This window comes from bacterium, assembly GCA_020444065.1.
Taxonomy (GTDB): domain Bacteria; phylum Sumerlaeota; class Sumerlaeia; order SLMS01; family JAHLLQ01; genus JAHLLQ01.
Window position 1 is genome coordinate 21,382 of the sequence record JAHLLQ010000010.1, and the last position, 22,716, is coordinate 44,097.

19 protein-coding genes are annotated in these 22,716 nt (G+C 59.7%); 7 read left to right on the forward strand and 12 right to left on the reverse strand.

Annotated elements, in window-relative coordinates:
• Positions 1 to 9: 9 nt before the first annotated feature.
• The 3 genes from KQI84_18215 to KQI84_18225 are packed head-to-tail and all read left to right on the forward strand — an operon-like array spanning position 10 to position 2,454.
• Positions 10 to 1,038, forward strand: a complete 1,029-nt coding sequence (locus KQI84_18215; GenBank protein ID MCB2156817.1) for an RluA family pseudouridine synthase — start codon at positions 10 to 12, stop codon at positions 1,036 to 1,038.
• The gene (locus tag KQI84_18220; GenBank protein MCB2156818.1) at positions 1,035 to 2,078 is read left to right on the forward strand and encodes a hypothetical protein; all 1,044 of its coding nucleotides are present in this window, start codon (positions 1,035 to 1,037) and stop codon (positions 2,076 to 2,078) included. Before KQI84_18215 ends, KQI84_18220 begins: the two co-directional genes overlap by 4 nt.
• 28 nt (positions 2,079 to 2,106) lie before the next feature.
• Positions 2,107 to 2,454, forward strand: a complete 348-nt coding sequence (locus KQI84_18225; GenBank protein MCB2156819.1) for a hypothetical protein — start codon at positions 2,107 to 2,109, stop codon at positions 2,452 to 2,454.
• A gap of 97 nt (positions 2,455 to 2,551) precedes the next feature.
• Here the strand turns inward: KQI84_18225 and KQI84_18230 are convergent, their stop codons facing one another.
• From KQI84_18230 to KQI84_18255, 6 genes are all read right to left on the reverse strand, one after another.
• On the reverse strand, positions 2,552 to 2,737 hold the full coding sequence (locus KQI84_18230) for a hypothetical protein (protein ID MCB2156820.1): 186 nt from the start codon (positions 2,735 to 2,737) through the stop codon (positions 2,552 to 2,554).
• A gap of 49 nt (positions 2,738 to 2,786) precedes the next feature.
• Positions 2,787 to 3,479 (reverse strand): LysM peptidoglycan-binding domain-containing protein, encoded by a 693-nt coding sequence (locus KQI84_18235; protein MCB2156821.1) that lies wholly within the window; start codon positions 3,477 to 3,479, stop codon positions 2,787 to 2,789.
• A gap of 156 nt (positions 3,480 to 3,635) precedes the next feature.
• Entirely contained in the window at positions 3,636 to 4,469 is an 834-nt protein-coding gene (locus KQI84_18240) for a pyrroline-5-carboxylate reductase (protein MCB2156822.1), read from the reverse strand.
• An 18-nt stretch (positions 4,470 to 4,487) separates the two neighbouring features.
• Positions 4,488 to 5,954, reverse strand: coding sequence for a TrkH family potassium uptake protein (locus KQI84_18245; protein MCB2156823.1), 1,467 nt, complete (start codon positions 5,952 to 5,954; stop codon positions 4,488 to 4,490).
• Positions 5,955 to 5,972: 18 nt separating this feature from the next.
• The gene (trkA, locus tag KQI84_18250) at positions 5,973 to 7,343 is read right to left on the reverse strand and encodes a Trk system potassium transporter TrkA (protein ID MCB2156824.1); all 1,371 of its coding nucleotides are present in this window, start codon (positions 7,341 to 7,343) and stop codon (positions 5,973 to 5,975) included.
• Between the two features lie 12 nt (positions 7,344 to 7,355).
• Entirely contained in the window at positions 7,356 to 8,768 is a 1,413-nt protein-coding gene (locus KQI84_18255) for a sugar transferase (protein ID MCB2156825.1), read from the reverse strand.
• A gap of 131 nt (positions 8,769 to 8,899) precedes the next feature.
• Here KQI84_18255 and KQI84_18260 point away from each other — a divergent pair, with 131 nt between their 5' ends.
• Both KQI84_18260 and ubiA read left to right on the forward strand, forming a co-directional pair.
• Positions 8,900 to 9,217 (forward strand): BMC domain-containing protein, encoded by a 318-nt coding sequence (locus KQI84_18260; GenBank protein MCB2156826.1) that lies wholly within the window; start codon positions 8,900 to 8,902, stop codon positions 9,215 to 9,217.
• A gap of 3 nt (positions 9,218 to 9,220) precedes the next feature.
• A complete protein-coding gene (gene ubiA / locus KQI84_18265; GenBank protein MCB2156827.1) occupies positions 9,221 to 10,081 on the forward strand; it encodes a putative 4-hydroxybenzoate polyprenyltransferase in 861 nt (286 codons plus the stop codon).
• A gap of 435 nt (positions 10,082 to 10,516) precedes the next feature.
• Here ubiA and KQI84_18270 read toward each other — a convergent pair whose 3' ends face one another.
• Entirely contained in the window at positions 10,517 to 11,866 is a 1,350-nt protein-coding gene (locus tag KQI84_18270; GenBank protein ID MCB2156828.1) for a hypothetical protein, read from the reverse strand.
• 1 nt (position 11,867) lies between these two features.
• Positions 11,868 to 12,965 (reverse strand): 23S rRNA (adenine(2503)-C(2))-methyltransferase RlmN, encoded by a 1,098-nt coding sequence (gene rlmN, locus KQI84_18275; GenBank protein MCB2156829.1) that lies wholly within the window; start codon positions 12,963 to 12,965, stop codon positions 11,868 to 11,870.
• Between the two features lie 73 nt (positions 12,966 to 13,038).
• Here rlmN and KQI84_18280 point away from each other — a divergent pair, with 73 nt between their 5' ends.
• The gene (locus KQI84_18280) at positions 13,039 to 14,031 is read left to right on the forward strand and encodes a PrsW family intramembrane metalloprotease (GenBank protein MCB2156830.1); all 993 of its coding nucleotides are present in this window, start codon (positions 13,039 to 13,041) and stop codon (positions 14,029 to 14,031) included.
• A gap of 1,199 nt (positions 14,032 to 15,230) precedes the next feature.
• Here the strand turns inward: KQI84_18280 and KQI84_18285 are convergent.
• Positions 15,231 to 17,477 (reverse strand): UvrD-helicase domain-containing protein, encoded by a 2,247-nt coding sequence (locus KQI84_18285; protein MCB2156831.1) that lies wholly within the window; start codon positions 17,475 to 17,477, stop codon positions 15,231 to 15,233.
• Positions 17,477 to 20,845 (reverse strand): PDZ domain-containing protein, encoded by a 3,369-nt coding sequence (locus tag KQI84_18290; protein ID MCB2156832.1) that lies wholly within the window; start codon positions 20,843 to 20,845, stop codon positions 17,477 to 17,479. Before KQI84_18290 ends, KQI84_18285 begins: the two co-directional genes overlap by 1 nt.
• A 260-nt stretch (positions 20,846 to 21,105) precedes the next feature.
• Here KQI84_18290 and KQI84_18295 point away from each other — a divergent pair, with 260 nt between their 5' ends.
• The gene (locus KQI84_18295) at positions 21,106 to 21,894 is read left to right on the forward strand and encodes an SRPBCC domain-containing protein (protein ID MCB2156833.1); all 789 of its coding nucleotides are present in this window, start codon (positions 21,106 to 21,108) and stop codon (positions 21,892 to 21,894) included.
• On the opposite strand, the gene KQI84_18300 is transcribed toward KQI84_18295, so the two are convergent.
• Both KQI84_18300 and KQI84_18305 read right to left on the reverse strand, forming a co-directional pair.
• Entirely contained in the window at positions 21,889 to 22,200 is a 312-nt protein-coding gene (locus KQI84_18300) for a hypothetical protein (protein ID MCB2156834.1), read from the reverse strand. The two genes, KQI84_18295 and KQI84_18300, sit on opposite strands and share 6 nt — an antisense overlap.
• A gap of 8 nt (positions 22,201 to 22,208) precedes the next feature.
• Positions 22,209 to 22,628 carry a response regulator gene (locus KQI84_18305; GenBank protein MCB2156835.1) on the reverse strand — a complete coding sequence of 140 codons (420 nt, stop codon included), beginning with the start codon at positions 22,626 to 22,628 and terminating at the stop codon, positions 22,209 to 22,211.
• Positions 22,629 to 22,716 lie beyond the last annotated feature (88 nt).

Sequence of the window (22,716 nt, forward strand, 5' to 3'; positions counted from 1 at the left end):
ATGATGATTATGACCGATGAGAATGGTACCAACCAGGAAACATTTACCGCCCCGCCGGAATCGGCGGGCGTTCGGCTCGATACGTGGCTGGGCCGGCGGCAGGAGGTTCACAGCCGGACGTTCTTTCAGCAATTGATCAAGGACGGCCGAGTTCTGGTGAACGGCGAACCGGCGAAGCGCAGCATGACCCTGGAGGGCGGCGAGGAGGTGACGATTGACTTCCCGCCGGCGGAAGATCCGTGGCCGCATCCTCAAGATATCCCGATCGATGTGTTGCACGAGGATGACGATATCATCGTCGTGAACAAGGCGTCGGGGATGGTGGTGCATCCGGCAGCAGGTAATCCGGACGGGACGCTGGTGAATGCGTTGTTGCATCGCTTCCCGGATCTGCCGGGGATCAACGGTGTGAAGCGCCCGGGGCTCGTGCATCGGTTGGACCGTGAGACGAGCGGTGTGCTGGTGATCGCGAAGAACGACCAGGCGATGAAGATTCTCTCGGGCCAGATTCGCGAGCGGATCATGAAGCGGCGCTACCTGGCGCTGGTGATCGGCGAGCCGGATTGGGATGTTCACACGGTGGAGGCGGCGATCGGTCGTCACGAGCATTATCGCATCAAGCGTTCGGTGGATGGCGCGGGTGCGAAGAACGCGATCACGCACTTGCATTTGCTGGGGCGGTTGCGCGGGTTTTCGTTGCTGGAGTGTCGGCTCGATACGGGACGGACGCACCAGATTCGCGTGCATTGCACGCACATCGGTCTGCCTATTGTGGGCGATGAATTGTATGGTGGGACGCAACACCGTGCGCTTGAGAAGGTTCGTAACGAGGAATCGGAAATCCGGACGGCGTTCCTGCGTTTCGGTCGGCCGTTTCTGCACGCGCGGTTGCTTCGATTCCGTCATCCGGCGGATGGCCGTTGGGTGGAATTCTGTGCACCGATTCCGGATGATATGAAGACTTTGTTGGAAGTGCTGGTTCCACGAATCGACGTGGAGCGTTTGATGCCGGAAACCGGCGATGAGGATGGTTCATGAGTGACGCGCGATGGAAGCACCTGGGGCTTGGGTATCTCGTTGCAGCGGTCTTCGTGATGGTCGCGTCTGTGGGTTTTGCGCAGGCGCCGCCGATGAAGGGGGTGGCGCTGGGGTTGTATGCGTCGGATCCGGATTATGACTACGGGTATGCGATCAAGGAGATCGCCGACACGGGCGCGAATACGGTCAGTCTGCTGGTGGTGTTGATGCAGGAGAACGGGACGTCGTCGCGGATGTATGCGCGGCCGGGACGGACGGTGCCGGATGCGACGTTGCGGCGGACGATGGCTGAGGCACGCGAGGCGGGGCTGGATGTGATGTTGTTTCCGATCGTGCTGCTGGAAGACCCGGGCGAGGACGAGTGGCGCGGCAACATGCAGCCGGAATCGATCACGACGTGGTACGATACGTATCAGCGTTGGATGGTTCACTATGCGCGGATCGCCGCGGAAGGCGATGCGGCATGGTTCAGCATCGGAAGCGAGTTGTCTTCGCTGGAATCGGACGATGGTTACTGGCGCGAAACGATCGCAGCGGTGCGACAGGAGTTCCCCGGCAAGTTGTTGTACTCGTGCAACTGGGACCACCTGACGGGGCCGTCGTGGTGGGATGCGCTGGATGCGATCGGGCTGTCATCGTACTACGAACTGGCGGATGACCTGGATGCGTCGCAGGAAGACCTGAATGAATCGTGGATTGAGTGGCGAGACTGGATTCTGGCGTGGAGGTTGCGGACGACTCCGGACAAGCCGCTGATTCTGACGGAGGTGGGTTATCCTTCGCTGGACGGCGGCGCAGTCTATCCGTGGAACTACACGCTGGAGTCGGAGGTCGATCTGGAGGAACAGCGTCGCGCGTACGAGGCTTTCATCAATGCGTGGGACGGGCGCCCGGAACTGGATGGCGTGTTCTTCTATGAGTGGCTGGATTTCAAGGGCGGTTCGCAGCGGGGATATTCTCCGCGCGGGAAGCCGGCGGAAGTACACTTGCGGACCTGGTACGAGGGCAGCCAGTCTCCGGCGACCAGCGAGGGGCAGTAACGGATCATCAACCTGGAGGACGATACCGATGCCGATGACTTTTCCGGCGAACACGCGGCTGATCAACACGCCGCTGCCTTACATGGATGAATTCAATGAGCACATCGGGGAGGCGCTGAAGGCGGCGCCGGCAATTCCGCCCGAGACGATGGCGCGGCTGTACGCGGCGGCGCTCGTGCCGTATTACCATTTCTGTCAGGAGCGCGGGGAGCAGTTGTGGCCGCCGCCGGATCAGACGCGGGAGCGGCTGACGTTCGAGTGGGGTCGGCTGTTCAAGCCGGATTTCGGTCGTGCGGATATCGTGGCGGTGATCAAGTGCCTGGCCGAGCGCGGTTCGAGCGGGGAGACGTTGATCAAGTATGTGTTGGGCGGCTGAACCAAGGCGTTCTCATCAAACTGCGTGATATGAAATCGCCCCATCGAGTTTGAAGCTCGATGGGGCGTTGAATTTGTGATCTGCAGTCGCCAGTGTCTTACATCCAGTGTCTGGCCCAGACGTGGGCGGAGCCGCACCATCGCCATTCGATCGGGATTGAGAGGCTGACGGTCCACACGATCATCGTGATGAACATCGAACAGCCGGTGAGGAATGCCCGCGTGGCGTGATATGCGCGGCGGGTTTTTTCGAATGTTCCTGTGCCTTCCGATTCCTCGTTCATGGCGGCGTCTCCTTGTCGGGATCTGACCAACTGGGTGGGAGAGACCGGGTTACTTCGCAGGGATGAAGAGGCGCTGTCCCTTGAGGGGGCGCGCGCCAGGCGGAAGGTGGTTCGCCTTCTTCAGCGCGTCGAGGCTGACGCCGTTCTTCGCGGCGATGGACTCGAGGGAGTCACCGGATTCGATCGTGTAGTAGTGGCCGCGCGGGGTGGTCGGCTTGGGAGCCGGCTTCGGTGCGGTCGAGACGGCCACGGTCTTCACGGCGGGCTTGGTCTGGGTCTTGGTTTCGTGAACGACGGGTTTGGGCTCGGTCCTGGTTTCCTGGGCAGCACTGCGAATGGTCTCGCGGATGATGTCCTTGTCCGAGGAAGCACCGGCCAGCGGGGGAGAGCCGTGGGTGCTGGTGGCGGGCTTGCTGGCCGAGGCGATGACGGTCTGGCCGGTCTCGAGCTTGGAAAGGCGAGCTTCGAGCTGCTCGATGCGGTTCACCACGTCGATTTCGCCGGAGGCATCGGGGGACAGCGCACGCAGATTGGAGACCTGATCCTTCAGGACGGTCACATCACCCATGAGGGTACGGACTTCTTTGACGAGTTCCTGATTCTCGGTCTTCATCTCGTCGACTTCCGCGAATTTCTTGCGAATGACGGGCGAGTTTTCGGGTTTGGCGGAACAGGCCGCCATCGACAGTACAACGATGGAAATTGCGAGAAACTTGAACAACCAGAGCGTGCGCCGGAACATGGAAGGGACTCCTTTTGGGACGGGGCGAAGTGCAGAATTGCGGGCGGTGCTGTGCGCAATGAGCCCGCTGCATCCGTACCGATCACCGGAACCGAGCAAATCGAACAACGACAAGAAAAAAATCAGGCGCGTTGGAAGTTTTTTGAGGTCAGACGTCTAGCCCTGGCCAAGTTCCTTCGACCGGTTGGTTGCGGCTTCGATAGCAGCGACCATGGTTTCGAGGAATTTGCCTTCTTCGAGGACTTCCATTCCGGCCTGGGTCGTGCCGTTGGGGCTGGTAACCTGGCGGCGGAGTTCCTCGGGGGTGAGGCGGTGTTGCTTGGCCATGAGAGCGGAGCCGTAGACCATCTGGAGGACGAGACGATGGGCGTCTTCCTCGGGGATGCCAAGCTTCCGACCGGCCTTGTAGAGGATTTCGATGAGGTAGAAGACGTAGGCGGGCCCGGAGCCGGTGAGGCCGGTGATGGCGTCCATGAGATCGGGTTCGACGACGGCAGTGACGCCGACGCTGGCGAAGAGGGCCTGGGTGAGGAGGACGTCCTCGTCGGTGGCGTGCTCGCCGGGGGAAACAGCCGTGGCGCCGGCCTGGATCAGGGCCGGGGTATTGGGCATGGTGCGAACGACGCGCGGCTTCGGGTTCAGGTCGTTGCGGATCTCGTTCTCGATCGTCTCGGTGCGTGTGCCGGCGATGATGGAGATGAAGAGGTGCTCCGAGCGTGTGAAGGGGGCGATCTCGGTGAGGACGCGGCGCTGGTCCTGGGGCTTCACGGCAAGGAGGACGATGTCGCATTCCTCGACGATAGCCTGGTTGTTTTCCTTTGGGACGACGCCGAGGGAATCGGCCAACTGGGCCAGGCGGTCCTTGCGGACGTCGGACATCATGATGCGGCTGGGCGAAACGAGGGTGGCCGCGGTGATGCCGCGGGCGAGGGCCTCGGCCATGTTGCCGGCGCCGATGAATCCGATTTGTACGTGATGCAGTCTCTTCATTGTACCGTCTCCGTGATCTTACTTCACTCTCCAGAAGTTCCTCGAGAACAGAACGAGAATGGCGAACAGTTCCAATCGACCCAGGACCATGAAGAGCGAGAGGAGCCATTTCGCCGGGAGCGATTGATGCGCGAAATTCGCAGTGGGCCCGATGGCGTCGAGGCCGGGCCCGATGTTGTTCAGCGTTGCGACGACGGAACTGATCGATGTGAGAACCGATTGGTGCGGCATTGCAAACGCAATGGCTACACTGCCCAGGATCGCGATGCCCATGTAAAGGAAGAAGAACGCGAGAACTTCGCGAACTATGTCATCCCCGATGGGACGACCACCGAGTTTCAGGCGACGCACACGGCGCGGGGAGATTTTGCTTTGGATTTCGTGGTAACCAGCTTTGAAGAGAATGATCCAACGAATGACCTTCAGTCCGCCGCCGGTCGAACCGGCGCAGCCACCGAAGAACATCAGAATCAGCAACATGATGCGCGCGGCGTTCGGCCATTGCTGGAAATCGACTGTTCCAAAACCGGTTGTTGTTTTCAATGCGACGACGGTGAAGAAGGCGTCGCGAAAATTGAAGGAACCGGGTTTCGAAACGGCGGGCGTTTCGTGCACGTAGAGGAGGACGGCAATGACAACCGCGGAACCTATGATGATCGAAATGTAACTTAGGAATTCCGGATCGCGGAAGTAGTCAAATCGGCCCTGGACGGCGCGTAGGTGGAGACTGAAGTTCGTGCCGGCAATGACCATGAAGATGATAATACACCATTCGATCATGGGGCTGGCGAAGGCAAGAACGCTGGTGTTCTTTGTGGAGAAACCGCCGGTCGCCATGGTGGCCATCGCATGGTTGATCGCGTCGTAAAATGACATTCCAAGTATCATCAAAGCGATGGCTTCGATGACGTTAAAGGCAATGTAGATTTTCCACAGCGCAACGGCTGTGTCTTTGATGCGTGGGGTGAGGCCTTCGGGAACGGGGCCGGGGACCTCCTGCTTAAACAATGCGCGACCACCGACACCGAGCATTGGAAGAATCGCGACAAACAAAACAATAATCCCCAGGCCACCGAGGAAGTGTAAGAAGGAACGCCAGAGCAAGATCGATTTCGGATGATCTTCTATGGTTGTGAGAATTGTCGATCCTGTGGTGGTGAGGCCGGACATGCTTTCGAAGTAGGCGTCGGTGTAGGTCGGGGCGACTCCGGTAAGGAAGAGCGGGAGTGCGGCAACGCCAGCGGCGAGAATCCACCCGAGGCCGACGATGGCGAGCGCTTCGCGCCGAAAGACATCCCCGGTCGCATCCCGACCGATCAAATAGAGAATGACGGCAAAGAGGAATCCGCCGGCCATGGCTTCTGCGATGCGGCCGAGAGCGTGCCATTCGTTATAGTAAATCGCGAAGGGTACAATGAGGACTTCGAGAAGGGTGAGAAACCCGAGCAGAATTCCGAGATAGCGACAGAGGAGTCGAATATTCATAATATCGCGGCGGCGCCCCTAGCGTTCCGGAATCGATCCGGGTTGGAACAGGCGATCGAGTTCATCGGCCGCGGCGGCTTCGGCGATGGCGATGACGATGTCGCCGGGGCGAATGATACTGTCACCGCGCGGAATGGTGACATCGAGGCCGTGCACGACGGCGCCGACGAGTGTGCCCTTTGGAAGTTCAATGTCCTTCAACGGCTGGCCGACGATCGCGGATTTGGAAACCGCCTGGTATTCGTTGACCTCGATCTGGCCTTCTTCCAGCAGCGTAACGGAGCGAATCTTTCCCTGCTTCACGAGAGTCATGATTCGATTCGCTGCGACGATGCGCGGAGAGATGGCGACATCGATACCGACCTTCTCCACAACGCGAACGTAGTCGGGTCGATCGATCAAGCATGCGGTGCGATCGACTTTGAGTTCCTTTGCCAGGAGTGCGGACATGACGTTTGATTCATCGTCTCCGGTGGCTGCGATGAAGGCGTCCATCTTGTGGATTTGTTCTTCGCGAAGGAATTGAATATTCGTGCAATCGCCATGCAGCATGACGGCGCGGTGAAGGCGCTCGCCGGCAAGTTCGCAACGGGCGCGATCGGTATCGATCAGATAGACCTGGTGATTGCGTTCTTCCAATTGCTCGGCAAGGTACAATCCCGTTTCGCCGGCCCCTGCGATTGCCACACGAAGACGTTTCGGGGGACGAATTTCCTGCTCGGTATCGAATTCGGGATGAATGCGATCGAGGACTTCGGGAAGTCCGATCAATGTCACGCGATCTCCGGTTTCTAACATGGTATCGCCGGACGGAGTAAATGTTTTTCCTCCGCGGCGAATGTTGGCGATGAGCATTCCGGAGGGGAACTTGAGGTCCTTCAGTTGGCTCATCGAGAAGGGGCTGAAGGGCGACATAAGAACAGTTCGCAGTTCGAGTCGGCCGCGGGCGAGCGACCGGACTGCAAGGGCCGCGGGGTTTTCTACAAAACCAACCAGCTCGAGTGCCGAGAGAATCTCCGGCGAAAGCAACAAGTCGATGCCGAGCGGATCGCGGAAGTTAACATCGGCCATATCAAGGTAGAATCGCGAATGGACGCGCGCGACGACTCGTGGGACGCCGATTCGCTTCGCCACGTAGGCCGCGATCAGGTTGGTATTGTCCTGGTCGGTGACGGCGAGAAGCAAGTAGGGCTGCTCGCCGGCGAGGGCTTGCTTCAAAACATCCGGATCGCATCCGTTTCCGGAAAGAGTCTGGATGTCGAGGTGGTCTTCGAGATCGCCGAGTCTTCGCGAATCGGAATCGACGACGATGACGTCGTGCCGATCGCGCGTCAGATGGCTGGCAATGTTCGAGCCGACGGTTCCGGCTCCTACGATTACGATGCGCATAGACGGACTCTCTTAGAAGGCGCCCTTGCCTTTCAAGACGGCGGGCACGGTGCGAATCAGAATCTCTGTGTCGAGCAAGAGCGACTGATTCTTAATATAATAGAAGTCGTACTCCATATTCAAATGCAGCGGCAGGTTTTTTCGCCCGACAACTTGCCAGAGGCCGGTGACGCCGGGTTTCACGTCGAGGCGGCGCTTCTGCCATTCTTCATATTGCTCGACGATGAAGGGCATTTCGGGACGCGGCCCGACCATGGACATATCGCCCTTCAGAACGTTCCACAGTTGCGGCAGTTCGTCGAGGCTCGTCTTGCGGAGCCAGCGTCCGACGCGGGTGATGCGCGGGTCTTCCTGGCTGGTCGGCGCGACAGCATAGGCCTCCGCATTCGTGTGCATGGTGCGGTATTTGTAGAGACGGAATTTGCGTCCATCGCGTCCAACGCGTTCCTGCGCGAAGATTGCCGTGCCGGGCGAGTCCTTTCGAATCCAAAGGACGATCCACCAATGGAAGAGCAGGATCCAGGTGGCGACTCCGATCAGGGAGACGCTGAGATCGAAGGCGCGCTTTGCGACGGCCTGGTGAATCGGCAGGTGGCCGTCGCGCAGCGTGACGACGGGGAACTGCGCAATTTCATCGACCTTCGCGCGCGATGTGATAACGCCAAACAGGTTGGAGACGAGTTGAATGCGGAGGCCTCGGAGTTCGCTGAGGCTGATCAGGTTGAGTTGCTCGTCGGGCGAAAGGTGCGGAACGGCGAGGAAGACTTCTTCGATTTGATGGCGATGGGTGATTTCTTCGAGTTCGAAGGCATCGCCGAGCATGGGAATGTCTTTGGGGAGATCCGCGGAGTCCTGGTCGTTCGGATGGCGGACAAAACCAACCATCTCGAACCCAACGTCAGCGTGCCGGAGAAGGGACTCGTGGACCTCGGCGGCGAGTTCGCCGGTGCCGACGATGGCAGCTCGGACGAGGCCGCGGCCGCGTTGGAAGGCGCTCCATTTGAGGCGACGGACGGCGGTCCGGCTGGCGTAGAGGTAGATAAACCCATACAGGCCGGCGAGCAGGATAACGGCGCGGCCGAGATCGAGTTCCTTCAGGAAGTAGCCGATCACCATCATGTAGAGCAGGTAGTGGTAGCTAGCCTTGATAAGGGCGCCCCACGCGTTAAGCGACGAAAGGCGCCGGCGAACGACGTACAGGCCAAACAGCGAGCAGTTAATCAGGCCCGTGAGGACGACGAGAGCGAAGGCGTGCTTGTAGGGTTCAAACTCGTTGATGGGACCCATCCAGCGACCGAGGGCGGCGCGCGATTCGTAGGCGATCCACCAGGACGCGCTGAAGCCGAGAATGTCGGCAACGACGAGAAGCACCGTGGGCCACGGTGTCTTCCAGATCGAACCGTTGTTCTTTGAATCGCGCATCATGGCGACCATTGCCCACCAGGACTGCCCACGGGCGCAACCGAATCGATGCAGCAGGGGGTTCTCATTGTCCCATCTCGGAAGCGCTTGCGCTTCAGCGGGGAAGGCCGCACATTGCCGGTATGGAGGCGCCCATGGCGAAGTCGACCCCTGAATCGGAACATCGTCTGCCTTACCAGGAGGCTCTTGGTTTGCTGGAGACGCGTGGGCTGGTGCCGGCGCTTGAGGCGGCGGATGCGATGCTGAAGGCGGCCCAGGTCGAGTTGCTGGGGCATGAGCGTATCGGCGGCGGCGTGGTGACGGTGATGATCCGCGGGGATGTGGGCGCGGTGCGGTCGGCGATCGATGCGGGAACAGAGGCAGCGCGCCGCGTGGGTGAGTTGCTGGGCGTTCATGTGATTCCGCGTCCCGCACGCGAGGTGGATGGCATTCTGCCGGGGGATGGCGAGTAGGTCATGTCGCTTTTCCGCAAAACCGCAACTTTCCTTGAAATGATCAAGTTTTCTCACTCGGTGTTCGCGCTGCCGTTTGCGCTGATCGCGATGCTGGTCGCGGCCCAGGGCTGGCCGAGTTTCGGGACGTTTGTGTTGATTATCATCGCTGCGGTGTCTGCGCGGACCGCGGCGATGTGCTTCAATCGAATCGTCGACCGTGAGATCGACTCGCGAAATCCGCGGACGCGCGGGCGCGCGCTGGTCACGGGCGAATTGAGCATGGCGTTCGCCTGGACGGCGCTGATCGTGGCAATTGTGGTTTTCTATGCGGCGGCCGCGGCGTTGAACTGGTTGTGCCTGGCGCTGGCGACGCCGTGCCTGGCGGTGCTGCTGGGGTACAGCCTGACGAAGCGATGGACGCAGTATGCGCACTTCGTGCTGGGGGCAGCGCTCGGGTTGGCGCCATTGGGGGCATGGATCGCCGTGCGTGGGTCGATCGGGCTGTTTCCGATTCTGCTGGGGATCGCGGTGCTACTATGGGTTGCGGGCTTCGACATTCTGTACGCGTGCCAGGACTTCGAGACGGACAAGCGCGAGGGCGGGTTGCACTCGATTCCGAAGCGCTACGGCCTGGCCGGAGCAATGGCGTACGCGCGGCGCGTACATGTGGGAGCGGTGGTGATGTTTCTTCTGGCGTGGCTGGCGGGCAGCCCACCGCTAGGGGTGCTGTTCCTGCTGGGAATTCTGGGTGTGACGCTACTGATCCGGCATCAGCACAGCATCGTGAGTCCGCGGGATCTGTCGCGAATCAACGCGGCGTTCTTCACGGCGAACGGGTTGATCAGTATCGGGCTGTTTCTGGTGGCGTGGCTGGATGTTTGAGTTCGCCCCCTTCGGGGACGATTCAGAGCCAGCCAGTCTACCCCGAGTTCCCTGTCGGTCACTCGGGGTCATTCAGCTTGGCCGCCCTTCGGGCGACCGCATCCTGCGGGAGATAGCCACGGATCTGTTTGGCAATCAAGCCGACGGGTTTCTGCGGGGGTTCAGGGCGCGAACGTTTCTTGGATAAATCAAAGACTCTGGAGCTTGGGCAAGGATCAGCCTTTGCCAAGGCTCCGGCGGACAAGGTGGAGCCGACGAGGCGCTCGCGAGGTGCTCGCTTGCCCTGGGCTGGTATGCTGAATCCCCCTTGGGGATTCTTGGTCGCGCGTGGGCCAGGTTGATGGGTGGATGGAAGGAACGGAGAGGCGGCGTCACTGGGACTTGAGCAAGGATGCTCAGGTCACCTCAGTTCACAAGCTCGCTTGCTGGGTTACGTCATGGTTCGCGGTGGAGTTTGGCGAAGGGGGCGAGGGTGTAGAGGGTGCCTGTTGCCAGGGTGGTTTGGCCGTGGGCGCGGGCAGTGGCGAATGCGGTGTCGGCGGTGGGGGCTGTCTCGGCATTGAAGCCGGCCTCGCGGGCGATTTGGGCGAGGGTTTCGGGATCGGCTCCGCGGCCGCCGGGGACTTCGTAAGCGACGACGCGTGCGATCTGATCCGCCAGGCCGTGTGCGGTGAGTTCGGCGAGGAAACGGGCGGCGTCTTTGTCGCGCTGCATGCCCCAGAGCAGTGTGAAGGGGCCGAGGGAGAGCTGGGTCAGCGCGGTGCCAAGGGCGGAGGCGCTGAGCGGGCAGTGGGCTCCGTCCAGGACAAGCGCCGGCGCGCCGGGCAGGACCTCGAGACGGCCGGGCCAGGAGACCTGTGCGGCTCCTTCGATCAAGTGATCTTCTTTCAATGTGATGTCTTGTGCACTGGCGAAGGCCTCCGCCGCGGCGATGGCCATGGAGAGGTTTCGTGCCTGGTGGTCGCCGAGAAGCGCCAGGCGAAGCCGGATTGTGCGGCCGCGCCATTGTACTTCGAGGATCTGGCCATCGATGCGGCGTTCGATGATTCGGACGGGGACGGGTTGGAGAATCCGCGCGCCAAGTTCCTGGGCACGGGCTATGGCGACTTCGCGGGCGCGCTGCTGGGGCTCCGTCTGAGGCTCGAAGATCACCACAGGGCGATGTGGCTTGATGATGCCGGCTTTTTCGGCGGCTATCAGCTCGATGGTAGAGCCGAGGAGGCGGGTGTGCTCCATGCCGATGGGCGTGATGACGGATACGATGGGGTCGATGATGTTGGTGCAGTCGAGACGGCCGCCGAGGCCGACTTCGAGGATCCCAGCAGTCGTGCAGCGGTGGGCAAATTCAATGAATGCAAGAGCCGTAAGTACTTCAAATACAGTGCGCAACGAATGCGTGTTGTCAAGCTGTTTTGCTTGTCGCTCTGTCAGATCGGGTCGGAGGCGTTCCAGGGCTGCTCCGAACTCGTCAAGCGGCCAGGGAGTGCCGTCGAAACGGAAGCGCTGGCCGTAGTGCTCAAGATGCGGAGAAGTGAAGAGGCCCGTGCGGGCGCCGGCAGCGCGGAGGATCGATTCGGTGAGGGCGGCGGTGGAGCCTTTGCCTTTGGTTCCGGCGATGTGGATCCAGGGTGTACGGCGGTGGGCGTTTCCGAGGCGCGAAACCCAGCCGCGAAAGCCGTCGAGGTTGTATTCCTGCTCGCCGTAGCGACGTGCCGCGGGTGTGCGTTCGAGGTCGGTCAGACGCTGAAGGAGTGGGAACTGAGTGGCGGCGGGATTGTCGGCCATGTTACTCGGTCCGCTGACGGGACTGGCCGGCGAGCTGGCCGCAGGCGCCGCTGACGTCGAGGGCCTTGGACCAGCGGATGCTGGCGGTCAGGTTTGCATCGAGAAGAATCTGCTGAAAGTTCGCTATAGCTTCGTCTTCGGGGCGTTCGTATGGGAGCGCGGGATCGGGATTGAACGGGATGACGTTGACCTTGCACGGGACGCGTTTGACGAGTTTCGCGACTTGGCGCGCATGGGCAGCGGAGTCGTTGACATTGCCGAGAAGGACGTACTCGAAGGTGACGCGTTCGCGAGTCCGCAGGGGGAAGCGCGCGACCGTATCGAGCAGATCCTCCAGAGGGTACTTGCGGGTGATCGGCATGATGTCCTGGCGCTCGGCGTTGGTCGGCGAGTTGAGACTGATCGCGAGGCCGACGCCAAGGTCGGCGGCGGCCAGCTTCTCCAGGCCGGGAATGATGCCGCTGGTGGAGACGGTAAGGCGGCGGTTCGAGATGTTGACGCCTTCCTGGTCGGTCAGGATCCGGACGGAGGCGATCACGTTCTCGGGGTTGAGCATCGGCTCGCCCATGCCCATGTACACGATGTTACGAAGGAAGCGGCCGTCGTCGAGCTGCTCGAGGTGGGCGCGGGTGATGAGGACCTGGTCGACGATCTCGTCGGGGGTCATGTTTCGGTAGAAGCCATTCATGCCGGTGACGCAGAATTTGCAGTCGACGGCGCAGCCAACCTGGGAACTGACGCAAAGGGTCATCTTGTCGGCGTTGTTGCCGCTGCCGGGCATGAGGACGGCTTCGACCTTGAGGCCGTCGCGGAGGCGAAGGAGAAACTTGATGCTGCCATCGGTTGAGACGAGGGCACGCTCGATGCCGTCGACTCCGCCGAGGCGCGTGTTCTCGATCAGCCACTGGCGCAGGTCGGCGGGCAGGTTCTTCATGGCGGCGATGTCGCGAACGCCTTTGCGATGCAGCCAATGGAAGACTTGCTTCCCGCGGAATGCGGGGAATCCGGCGTCCTCGATGAATTGAATGAGGTCCTCGCGCGGAAAGGCGCGAAGGGCGGGCCGGGGATCGGCGGCGTTTGTGGGGTTCGCGGTCGTCATGGGCGGCAGCTTCGTGATGAGTTCCGGGCCGAGCAAGGGCGATTATTCTTTCGGGTGAGGATCGAAGCAAGATATGAGCGCGATGGTCGTGTTCGTCTCGGTGGTGGCATCGGTGGTTCCGCTGACGGCGGTGCTGCTGGTGGTGTGGTGGCTGGATCGGTACGAGCGCGAGCCATTGTGGACGCTGGCGCTGGCGTTTGCGTGGGGGGCTTTCGGGGCGACGATGTTCTCGGCTCTGCTGGAGGTGATCCTGCAGGTGCCGGTGGCGTTCGTATTGGATGCGGAGCATCAGCAGTATTTTCTCGCGATTGTGGCGGCGCCGCCGATTGAGGAGTTCTTCAAGGGCCTGTTCATCGTCGGGCTGCTGTTCCTGGGGCGCTGGCTGGATAACCTGACGGACGGCGTGATCTACGGGGTTGCGGTGGGGCTGGGGTTCGCAATGGCGGAGAACTTCGCGTATTTCTTGCAGAGCTATGCAAGCGGCGGCGTGAGTGCATGGGTGACGGTGATCGTGTTTCGGACGCTGTTCACGTCGGCGATGCACGCGGCGGCCACGGCGACTTTGGGTGCGTGCCTGGGGTTCGGCTGGCAACGGGCGATGCGGCCGGCTGGGATGGTCCTGCTGGCGCTGGGGGGCTATTCAGCGGCCGTCGTGATGCATTTCATCTGGAACAGCCTGGCAGTGTTGAGTGCGATGACGGAACACCTGGGGTTCAGTCTGATCGGCGCGATGTTGATTGTGGGGGCGATTATCTTGTACCTGATCGTTCTGCAGGTGGCGTTGCATCACGAGCACAAGTTGCTGCTGCGGGAGTTGGAAGGCGAGGCGGCGCAAGGGTACTTCCCGGCGGAGCACGCGGCGGCCGTGGCGAGTTCGATCCGCCGGCGGCAGGACGATTGGCTGGATCCGCGAGTGGATCAGCATGCTTATGTTGCGGTGGCGGTTCGGTTGGCCATGGCAAGAAGTCGGTGGAGATTCAGCCAGGGCCAGACTCGTGAGGAGTTAGCCTGGAGGATCAATGACTTGAGGAAGGAGCTGGCTAAGCTGCGCTACGACGTACTATAAGGTTTTTTAATGTTCTTCTTAAGAGAAAGCAGCAGTAGTACTAGGGCCTGTGAGAACAGGGGAGAACGCTTCAAGCGGCTGGATTTCTTCGAGTTAGATGGGGTTGCAGGTCTGGAAGAGCTGGGGACGGATTTGTGGGCGATTGTGAAAAGATAGTCGATGGCGCGCGCGTGTCCGAATTCACAGCCTTGTAGCAGTGGAAAGCCTGTGAAAAGTCCATCTGGGAAGAAAATCGAATATTAAGATTTGATTAACCTGGGGTTACGGAATATTTGGGGGTGGGTTTCAACGGTACTCCGCGGATGAGCTTTTCCACAGAACTTATCCACAGGTGGGACAGTGCGAATCCGCGATTCATGATTTCATGTAAGATCAATTTTTTCAATATTCTAAAGTGTTGTAACGTTATTTATATCCGTTCATAAATCGCGAGTAATTCACAGGGCCTGTGGATAACTTTTGTGCGAAAAAGTTTACGTTAATTGAGTCACTTTGGCGCGGCGATCTTTCGAGTAGTCTCATAATTCGTGGGGGGTTGGGAGATGGGGGTGTTGCACGCCTTCAGCGTGCGGGGTCTGGGGACCTATGGACCCAGGGCGGCGCTCGCGAGGTGCTCGCTTGCCCTGGGCTGGTATGTTGAATCCCCGTTGGGGATTCTTGGTCGCGGGTGGGCGAGGTCGGCGGGTGGGTGGAAGGGACGGAGGGGCGGCGTCACTGGGGCTTGAGCAAGGATGCTCAAGTCACCTCAAGAAGACGTTGTTGCAGCCTTCCACTTTCGCCAAGGCTGCGGCGGACAAGGTGGAGCCGACGAGGCGCTCGCCAAGGGCTCGCCTGCCCTGGGCTGGTATGTTGAATCCCCGTTGGGGATTCTTGGTCGCGGGTGGGCGAGGTCGGCGGGTGGGTGGAAGGGACGGAGGGGCGGCGTCACTGGGGCTTGAGCAAGGATGCTCAAGTCACCTCAAGAAGACGTTGTTGCAGCCTTCCACTTTCGCCAAGGCTGCGGCGGACAAGGTGGAGCCGACGAGGCGCTCGCCAAGGGCTCGCCTGCCCTGGGCTGGTATGTTGAATCCCCGTTGGGGATTCTTGGTCGCGGGTGGGCGAGGTCGGCGGGTGGGTGGAAGGGATGGGGTGGGCGACGTCACTGGGGCTTGAGCAAGGATGCTCAAGTCACCTCAAGAAGCTAGTTCGCGGGGCCTCAATCAGGAGTCGATCTTCTTGAGGCGGGAGAAGTTGAGGGTGATTTCCTGGCTTCGGCCGTCGTCGAATTCGACGTAGACTTTGGAGGCGCTGAAGCCGGCGGAGACTTCGGTGATGGTGCCGGGGCCGAGGACTGGATCTTCGACGCGATCGCCGACGTTGAAGCCGGCACGGCGGGTCTGCTTCGCGCGGCGCATGCCGGAGAGGGGCGAGACGGAGCTGCTGGCGGGGGAGCGGCGCGCCCAGGAGGAAGCGCTCGGGCGGCTGGAGTAGCCGCTGTATCGGCTGCGTCCGGAGAGGCCGAGGGTTTCCTGGCCGAGCTGGTCGAGGACTTCCTGCGGGAGCTCGCGCAGGAAGACGGATGGTTCGGTGTAATCCCATTGGCCGTAGGTCATGCGGCGTTCGGCGCGGGAGAGGTAAACGCGCCGGCGCGCGCGGGTGAGCGCGACGTAAAAGAGGCGGCGTTCTTCTTCGAATTGTTCCGGGTTATCGACGGTGCGGCTGTTGGGAAAGACGCCCTGGTCGAGGGCAACGATGAAGACGTAGTCGAACTCGAGGCCCTTTGCGTTGTGGACGGTCATGAGACTGACTTTGGGCGAGTCGTCGCGTTCTTCGCGTTGGGAATCGAGCGCCATGGTCTCGAGGAAGAACGCGAGGGAGTGGTCGGCGTATTCGGCCTCGAATTCGGAAACGACCGTTTCGAGTTCGTCGATGTTCTCGAGTCGCGCTGCGCCATCGAGGGATTCCGGATCGCCGACGCCCTGCTTTCGATAGTCCGTGTCTTCGAGGATCGCCTTCAAGATCTTCGATGTCGGTTCCTCGGCTGCCATGACGTGCCACTTCTTTACATCGGCAAGGAATTTCTCGAGCCCTTTACGGGCTTTACCTTTAAAGGCGTCTTCGGCGAGAAGTTGACGGGCGGCTTCGAATTGGCTGCAGCTCCGGAAAACGGCGCGCGAGGCGATATCGGAGAAGGACTTTGCACCAATTCCACGCGTCGGAACGTTGACAATGCGTTGGAATGCAAGGTCGTTGGTTGGTTGATCGGCCAGGCGAAGGAAAGAGAGGAGATCCTTGATTTCGCGCCGTTCATAAAACCGCATTCCGCCGATGATGCGATAAGGAACCTTGGCGCGGATGAAGGCATCTTCAAATGGGCGCGAGATGCGATGGCTGCGATAGAAGATGGCGACATCCTCGGGGTTCGCATCCTGGGCGTAGAGGAGGGTTGAGATGCTCTTCGCAACCTGCTCGGCCTCTTCGCGATCGTCCGTACCGCTGATTGTGTAGAATGGATCGCCAAGTTCCTTTTCGGTCCAGAGTTTCTTACCGATGCGCATCGAGTTGTTTTCGATGACGGCGCCGGCGCCTTTCAGAATGTTTCCAGCAGACCGATAATTCTGTTCCAGGCGGATGAGTTTTGTATCTGGGAATTCCTTCTGGAATCCAAGGAGATTGGAAACATCCGCGCCACGCCAGGAGTAGATCGACTGATCTTCGTCGCCCACGACGCAGATGTGATGATGGTCCTGGACGAGGAGTTTTACCAATTCGAACTGGCTGTAGTTAGTATCCTGGAATTCATCGATCAGGACATAGCGGTACTTGTCGGCCCAGCGTTTCCGAACTTCTTCGTGTTCGCGGAACAGGCGCACGCAACGGAAGATGAGATCTTCGAAATCGAGCGCGTTATTATCATTCAACACGCGGTCGTAGTGTTCGTAGATTTCGGCGTAGGGAATCTCCGACGAGTCGAACTCCTCGCGGCACTCGGTCGGGGTCAGGAGTTTCATTTTGGCGAGTGTGATAAAGTGGAGCGCCTGGCCCGGTTTGACGCGCTTTGGGTCGATGTCGCAGGCCTCCATGGCTTTCTTCACGGCGGTCTGCTGGTCGTGCTCGTCGAGAATTGCAAAGTTCCGTTCGAGGCCTGCCGATGCGGCTTCGCGGCGCAGGATGGCAGCACAGCGGCTATGGAATGTCGAAATAGCCAGGGAGGGGTCGTCCGGGACACTCAGCAAATAGCAAATCCGCGAACGCATTTCTCGCGCGGCCTTGTTCGTGAATGTGACGGCGAGAATTTGCCACAGCGGAATACCCACCACATGCGAAAGGTACGCAATGCGGTGGGTAATGACGCGGGTCTTTCCGCTGCCTGCGCCGGCGATGACCATGAGCGGGGTGCCATGGTGCGTGACGGCTTCCTGCTGCTGCGGGTTCAGGTTTGCAAGGATTTGCTGTTCCAGATCCATCAGGGTTTATCCAACCACTCCTTGGACTTCTGGCGGAAGCGTTCGTGCGTATCGAGCGAGGGCGGACGCTTGGGTTCCTTGGGCGGGTTCTTTGCCAGTTCGTCGAGAACGACTTCGATGCCCTTTTCAAGTTGGCGGTCGCGGCCGGCAATATCGTCTTCGGGCAAATTGTCGATGACGATATCGGGCGTCACGCCTTCATTTTCCATATTCCATCCGCGGCGATCGTCAAACCAACCGAACTCCGGAATCGTCATTAGGCCGCCGTCGACAAAGGGCTTGTCGGAACGAATGCCGATGATTCCACCCCACGAACGCGTGCCAATGATCGGGCCGAGATCAAAGATGCGGAAGGTCTCGGTGACGATGTCGCCATCGCTGCCGGCTCGTTCATTCACGAGGCAAACCATCGGGCCGGTGAAGACGGCATCGGGGTATGTCGAGACGTCGAAGTTGCGCACGTTCGAGTAGGCGTACAGCACACGGCGCAGACGATGGATGACGAGCTGGGATACGAAGCCGCCGCCGTTGTAGCGAACGTCGACGATCATGGCTTGCTTATCGCGCTGCGGGAACCAGGAGCGGAAGAACTCGATCATTCCCCAGCCGCTCATGTTCGGCAGGTGAATGTAGCCGACCTTTCCGTCGGTTTTGTCGGAAACGAATTCGCGATTCTCGTTAACCCACTGCTGGTAGCGAATCATGCGATCGTTTGTCCGCGGAACGATGCGAATCTCGCGGGCGCCTTCCATCTTGGGTTCGCTGTTTACTGTGAGGAGAACTTCGATGTTCGCCTGGTTCCAGAAGTAGCTTTCTGGGTCGCGGTCGGCGCTGACGCGTTCGCCGTTGATGGCCAGTAGGTAGTCGCCTTCGTTGACATTCAGGCCAGGGCGGCCGAGAGGGGCACGGAGATCGGGATCCCAGTTGTAGCCTTTGAAGATTCTCTTAAACCGATAGGCGTTGTTCTCTGAATCGATTTCCAGATCGGCGCCGAGAATTCCCATGGCAACACCCGGGCCGGATTCCTGGTCCCCACCCCAAACGTAAGTGTGGCCGGTTCCGAGCTCGCCGATCACGTTACCGATCAAGTCGTTTAGTTCTGCGCGCGTAGAGAGACGATCAACGAGCGGGCGGTACTTCTCAACTTCGGACTTCCAATCGGTGCCGGCCATGTCGGGCACGTAGTAGAAATCGCGCATGAGGCGATAAAGTTCATTCCAGATCTGGTGCCACTCTTCGGCGGGATCGACACGGAGGCGAAGGTCGCCGAAGTCGACGGCTTCGGTTTCGCCGGGGATGTCGTCGGTGCGGCTCTTGACGACGTAGACGTTCCCGTTCGTTTCGACTGCGAGGTGTTTGCGGTCGCGGCTGACCATATATTGTGAAACTTCGGTGGCGAGGACGGTTTCTTCCGGATCGTCGTCTTTGTAATTGTAGGCCTTCAGCTGAGTGCCGAGGGATGTCTCTTCGAAGAGTTCTTCGTCCCCGAGTCCATTGTAACTTCCCGAGAGATAGATGACGCGATCTTTGACGGCGGTCAGGCCATAAAGTTCCTGTGGGCGGATGTTTTCGAGAACGATCTGGCGATCTTTGATTCCTTCCCAGTCGATGACGACTTCTTCTGCGCTTTCGCTGTCGTCGTCTTCCCAATCCTCGTCAGCGTCTTCATCTTTCTCCTTCTTGTCCTTCTCGTCGTCTTCCTTGTCTTTGTCTTTTTCTAGATCTTCGTAATAGTCATTGGGGAAGAAAGGATTCTCCGACTCCTCGGAGAGGAGAACCATGTAGGGCTTTGTCATTGGGGCCAGGATGGTTTCGAAATCGACCTGGCCGAGAAGCGGATCGAAGGTTCGGTTGGAAAGATAGAAGAGGTATTCGCCCTTCGGATCCCACGTGGGGCTGAAGGAATTATAGAATGCGTCGGTGATCGGGCCGGTTACGTCTTCCTTTGAATCATAAATGAAAATCTGCTGGTTGCGGGTTTCGACGTACTTCGCATAGGCGAGATAGCGGCTGTCGGGGGACCATTCGTATTCGTCGGTTTCCCAGATGTCGCTGTCGTCGACGGTATGAAGGGTGCGCGTTGTGAGATCGGTCCAGTAGAGCGTGCCGACTTGGTCGGCCCATGCCACGCTGGCGCCGTTCGGAGCGACGACGGGCGGGAAATGCCACTCGCCGTGATTTTCCATTTCTTCAGTAACGATGCCGAGTACTTCGCCCGTCTTGGCGTCTGCAATGTAAAGCTCTTCTTCGCCGCTGCGGTCGGACCAGAAGACGACTTTCTCGCCATCCTTGCCGGCGAAGACAGCGTCTTTTTCGCGCGATGAAGAAAGACCGTTTGTCAGCGAGAAGGGGCGGCCTTCTTTGGCGGGAAGGTTGAAGAGCTCGCCGCGTGTCGTGGCAACAAGGCGATCGCCTTCGGGCGAGAGGTCGAAGCTCTCCAGATAGCGGGAGGGGCTTGCGAAGCGTTCGCGGCGGCGTTGGCGTTCGGAAGGAATCAGAATTTCGACGCGCTCAGCGGAATCCGAGTCTGTGCTATAAAGATAGATGTCGGCGCCGTGCTGGAAGACGATTCGACTGTCGCCATCGGTTCCGGGGAAGCGTACATCGAAGTCGGTGAAGTTGGTGTGCTGGCGCAGATCGTTGCCATCTTCATCGAGCGACCAGAGATTGTCGCGGCCGCTGCGTTCGGAAACGAAGTAAATGCGGTCGCCAACCCACATCGGATCGGTATCGTGGCCGGGGAACTGGGTGAGTTCGCGGAACTTCCCGGTCTGAAGGTCGCCGATCCAGACGTCGTCGCTGGTGCCGCCCATGTAGCGCTTCCAGGTCGCCCAGGCGGTGGCGAGACGATTGAAGACGACGCGGCGGCCGTCGGGATTGACGGAGTTGAAACTGGCCTGGCCGAGGGGGAAGAGCTCGGATGGGCCGCCTTCGCGCGGCACGGTGTAGACGTGCGCGACGTAGAACGGATCATTGCGGGAACTGAAGAAGAGGATGGACTTGCCATCGGGGGTCCAGCCGGTGACGCGGTCGGTATAGCTGTTCCAGGTCAGCCGCGTGGGGGAGCCACCTTCGACGGGTATCGTGTAGACATCGTAGCTGCCATCGTAGTCGCCGGTGAAGGCGATCGTCTTCCCATCGGGCGAGAAGGCGGGCATCATTTCGTTGCCCGGGACGGTGGTCAGGTGTTCTGCGACGCCTCCGGAAACGGGGACTTTCCACAGATCGCCATCTGCGGCGAAGACGATTGTATCGCCGTGAATGTCTGGATAGTTATAGTAGCCTTCGTGTGCGGCGGTTGCGATGCTCGCCAGGAAGGCGAGGGCGGTGAACGCCAAAAGGGAGACGCGTGTGGCACGTCGTTCCATGATTCCATTACCTCTATGTGGAAGTCCGCCCTGGCATGGGCACGGGGCAGTGGACGGATGCAGCCATAGGGCGACGGGATGAGGCAAGGGGCAATCCAAGGCGCGAAGAGGGGTGTTTTGCGTTGAGGATTGGCTTGTTGCGTGGTTCTTGAGACTGAAGTTCTGTATTCAGGAGGTCACTCATGGTTCGGCAGATCATCTGGTGCTGCGCGTTGGTTCTGGCAATGACGGGCTGTGTACACGTTTCTCAGGAGAGTAACATGGCAAAATCGAAGGACTATCAGACCGATACGTTTGTTTATCTGATCGAGGGGGTGCGTAAGGATTTTGCCAAAACGGGACCGAATGAAGAGGAAGGCGTTATCATTGGGAAGCACTTCGACTACCTGTTGTCGGCCACGAATGAAGGAAAGCTGATTCTGGCGGGGCCGTGCACGGACCTGAAGGCGCCGGGAATTGTAATCTTCAATGCGGCGAATATGGATGAGGCCCGGGCGTTTCTGGAGGGCGATCCGGCGGTGCAGGCGGGCGTGTTCCGCGGCAGTGTTCATCCGATGTCGCTGGCGTTGTTGCGATCGCGAGACTATTTCCGTGGGCAGTCTTTGGGGCAGAAGTCGATTCGCAAGTTCGTGACCGTGGATGCTCCGGTCGAGGAGGTCTGGAAGGCCTGGACGACGGAGGAAGGGATTACGTCGTTCTTTGCACCGGCGGCGAAGATCGATCTGCGCGTTGGGGGGGCGTACGAGTGTTACTTTCTGCTGGACGCTCCGGAAGGTTCACGCGGGGGCGAAGGGTGCAAGATCCTGAGCTACGTGCCGAACCGCATGTTGTCGTTCACCTGGAATGCGCCACCGAGTTTCCCGAATGTGCGAAAGCAGTATACGCACGTGGTGCTGGAGTTCGCGCCTGCGGGGCCGAACAAGACGTTTGTGGAGTTCACGCAGCTTGGTTGGGGAGAGGGCGAGGAGTGGAACCAGGTGTATGAGTATTTCCAGAAGGCGTGGGATTCGGTTCTTGGAAATCTGAAGGAACGATTCAGCGAATCATAGGATGTCGCGGTGCTTCTTGAGCCGGCGGTGCATTTCGCGGCGGCATTCGGGGCAGAGATTGAATTCGTGGTTTTCGTAGACCTGGTCGGAGGCCTCTTGGGCTTCGAGTTCGGACATGTGCTCGAGGCGCTCGATCAGATCGTCCCATTCGTCGGCGAGGTCCTCGCGCGATTTGTCGAAGATGTTGATGTTGGGGACTTCAGGTTCGGCGAAGACTTCGATGCGAACACGATAGAGGACTTCGTTCTCTTCGACCCATCGGCCGCAGTTTTCGCAGACGCGATCTGTCTTTTGTTCCTCTGACATCGCGAGCCTCAGTCGTAGGTGCCCTTGCCGGGTGGCAGCGGGCGGTAGTTGTGTTTTTCCTTCAGGACCCGATCGATCTCGGCGCAGAGCTTTGTGATATCAATGGGTTTCTGGAGGAAGCCTTCGGCGTCCGTCCCCATTTTCCAGAATCCGCCGGGGAGCTCTTCGTTCGCCGTTGCGCCGGTCAGGATGATGATGGGGATGTCGCGGAGTTGTTCCTCGTTCTTGATTTTCTCGGTCAGATCGAGGCCATTCATGCCCGGCATGCCGAGGTCCATGATGATGACGGCGGGATGGTGCTCGTTGACCTTCTTCCACCCATCACTGCCATCGGTGGCTTCGACCACGCGGTAGAGCGGCTGGAGGCCGAGGCGGAGGACCTTGCGGACTTCCGGATCGTCGTCGATGAGAAGAACGAGTGCGGGCATAAGCGGTCGCCGAATTCTGACGTTGAGGTGACGTACATCGAACCTGCGGCGGTTCTTATCGAAGGCGTCGCAACGACTGCAAAAGGAA

What these genes read in the sequence shown, in the direction of transcription:
- KQI84_18230 (MCB2156820.1), bottom strand. Translation starts at nt 2,737, where the DNA reads ATGAACGAGGAATCGGAAGGCACAGGAACATTCGAAAAAACCCGCCGC.
- KQI84_18280 (MCB2156830.1), top strand. Translation starts at nt 13,039, where the DNA reads ATGAGCGCGATGGTCGTGTTCGTCTCGGTGGTGGCATCGGTGGTTCCG.
- KQI84_18295 (MCB2156833.1), top strand. Translation starts at nt 21,106, where the DNA reads ATGGCAAAATCGAAGGACTATCAGACCGATACGTTTGTTTATCTGATC.
- ubiA (MCB2156827.1), top strand. Translation starts at nt 9,221, where the DNA reads ATGTCGCTTTTCCGCAAAACCGCAACTTTCCTTGAAATGATCAAGTTT.
- KQI84_18305 (MCB2156835.1), bottom strand. Translation starts at nt 22,628, where the DNA reads ATGCCCGCACTCGTTCTTCTCATCGACGACGATCCGGAAGTCCGCAAG.
- KQI84_18225 (MCB2156819.1), top strand. Translation starts at nt 2,107, where the DNA reads ATGCCGATGACTTTTCCGGCGAACACGCGGCTGATCAACACGCCGCTG.
- KQI84_18270 (MCB2156828.1), bottom strand. Translation starts at nt 11,866, where the DNA reads ATGGCCGACAATCCCGCCGCCACTCAGTTCCCACTCCTTCAGCGTCTG.
- KQI84_18260 (MCB2156826.1), top strand. Translation starts at nt 8,900, where the DNA reads ATGGCGAAGTCGACCCCTGAATCGGAACATCGTCTGCCTTACCAGGAG.
- KQI84_18300 (MCB2156834.1), bottom strand. Translation starts at nt 22,200, where the DNA reads ATGTCAGAGGAACAAAAGACAGATCGCGTCTGCGAAAACTGCGGCCGA.
- KQI84_18220 (MCB2156818.1), top strand. Translation starts at nt 1,035, where the DNA reads ATGAGTGACGCGCGATGGAAGCACCTGGGGCTTGGGTATCTCGTTGCA.
- KQI84_18215 (MCB2156817.1), top strand. Translation starts at nt 10, where the DNA reads ATGACCGATGAGAATGGTACCAACCAGGAAACATTTACCGCCCCGCCG.
- trkA (MCB2156824.1), bottom strand. Translation starts at nt 7,343, where the DNA reads ATGCGCATCGTAATCGTAGGAGCCGGAACCGTCGGCTCGAACATTGCC.
- rlmN (MCB2156829.1), bottom strand. Translation starts at nt 12,965, where the DNA reads ATGACGACCGCGAACCCCACAAACGCCGCCGATCCCCGGCCCGCCCTT.
- KQI84_18255 (MCB2156825.1), bottom strand. Translation starts at nt 8,768, where the DNA reads ATGATGCGCGATTCAAAGAACAACGGTTCGATCTGGAAGACACCGTGG.
- KQI84_18285 (MCB2156831.1), bottom strand. Translation starts at nt 17,477, where the DNA reads ATGGATCTGGAACAGCAAATCCTTGCAAACCTGAACCCGCAGCAGCAG.
- KQI84_18290 (MCB2156832.1), bottom strand. Translation starts at nt 20,845, where the DNA reads ATGGAACGACGTGCCACACGCGTCTCCCTTTTGGCGTTCACCGCCCTC.
- KQI84_18245 (MCB2156823.1), bottom strand. Translation starts at nt 5,954, where the DNA reads ATGAATATTCGACTCCTCTGTCGCTATCTCGGAATTCTGCTCGGGTTT.
- KQI84_18235 (MCB2156821.1), bottom strand. Translation starts at nt 3,479, where the DNA reads ATGTTCCGGCGCACGCTCTGGTTGTTCAAGTTTCTCGCAATTTCCATC.
- KQI84_18240 (MCB2156822.1), bottom strand. Translation starts at nt 4,469, where the DNA reads ATGAAGAGACTGCATCACGTACAAATCGGATTCATCGGCGCCGGCAAC.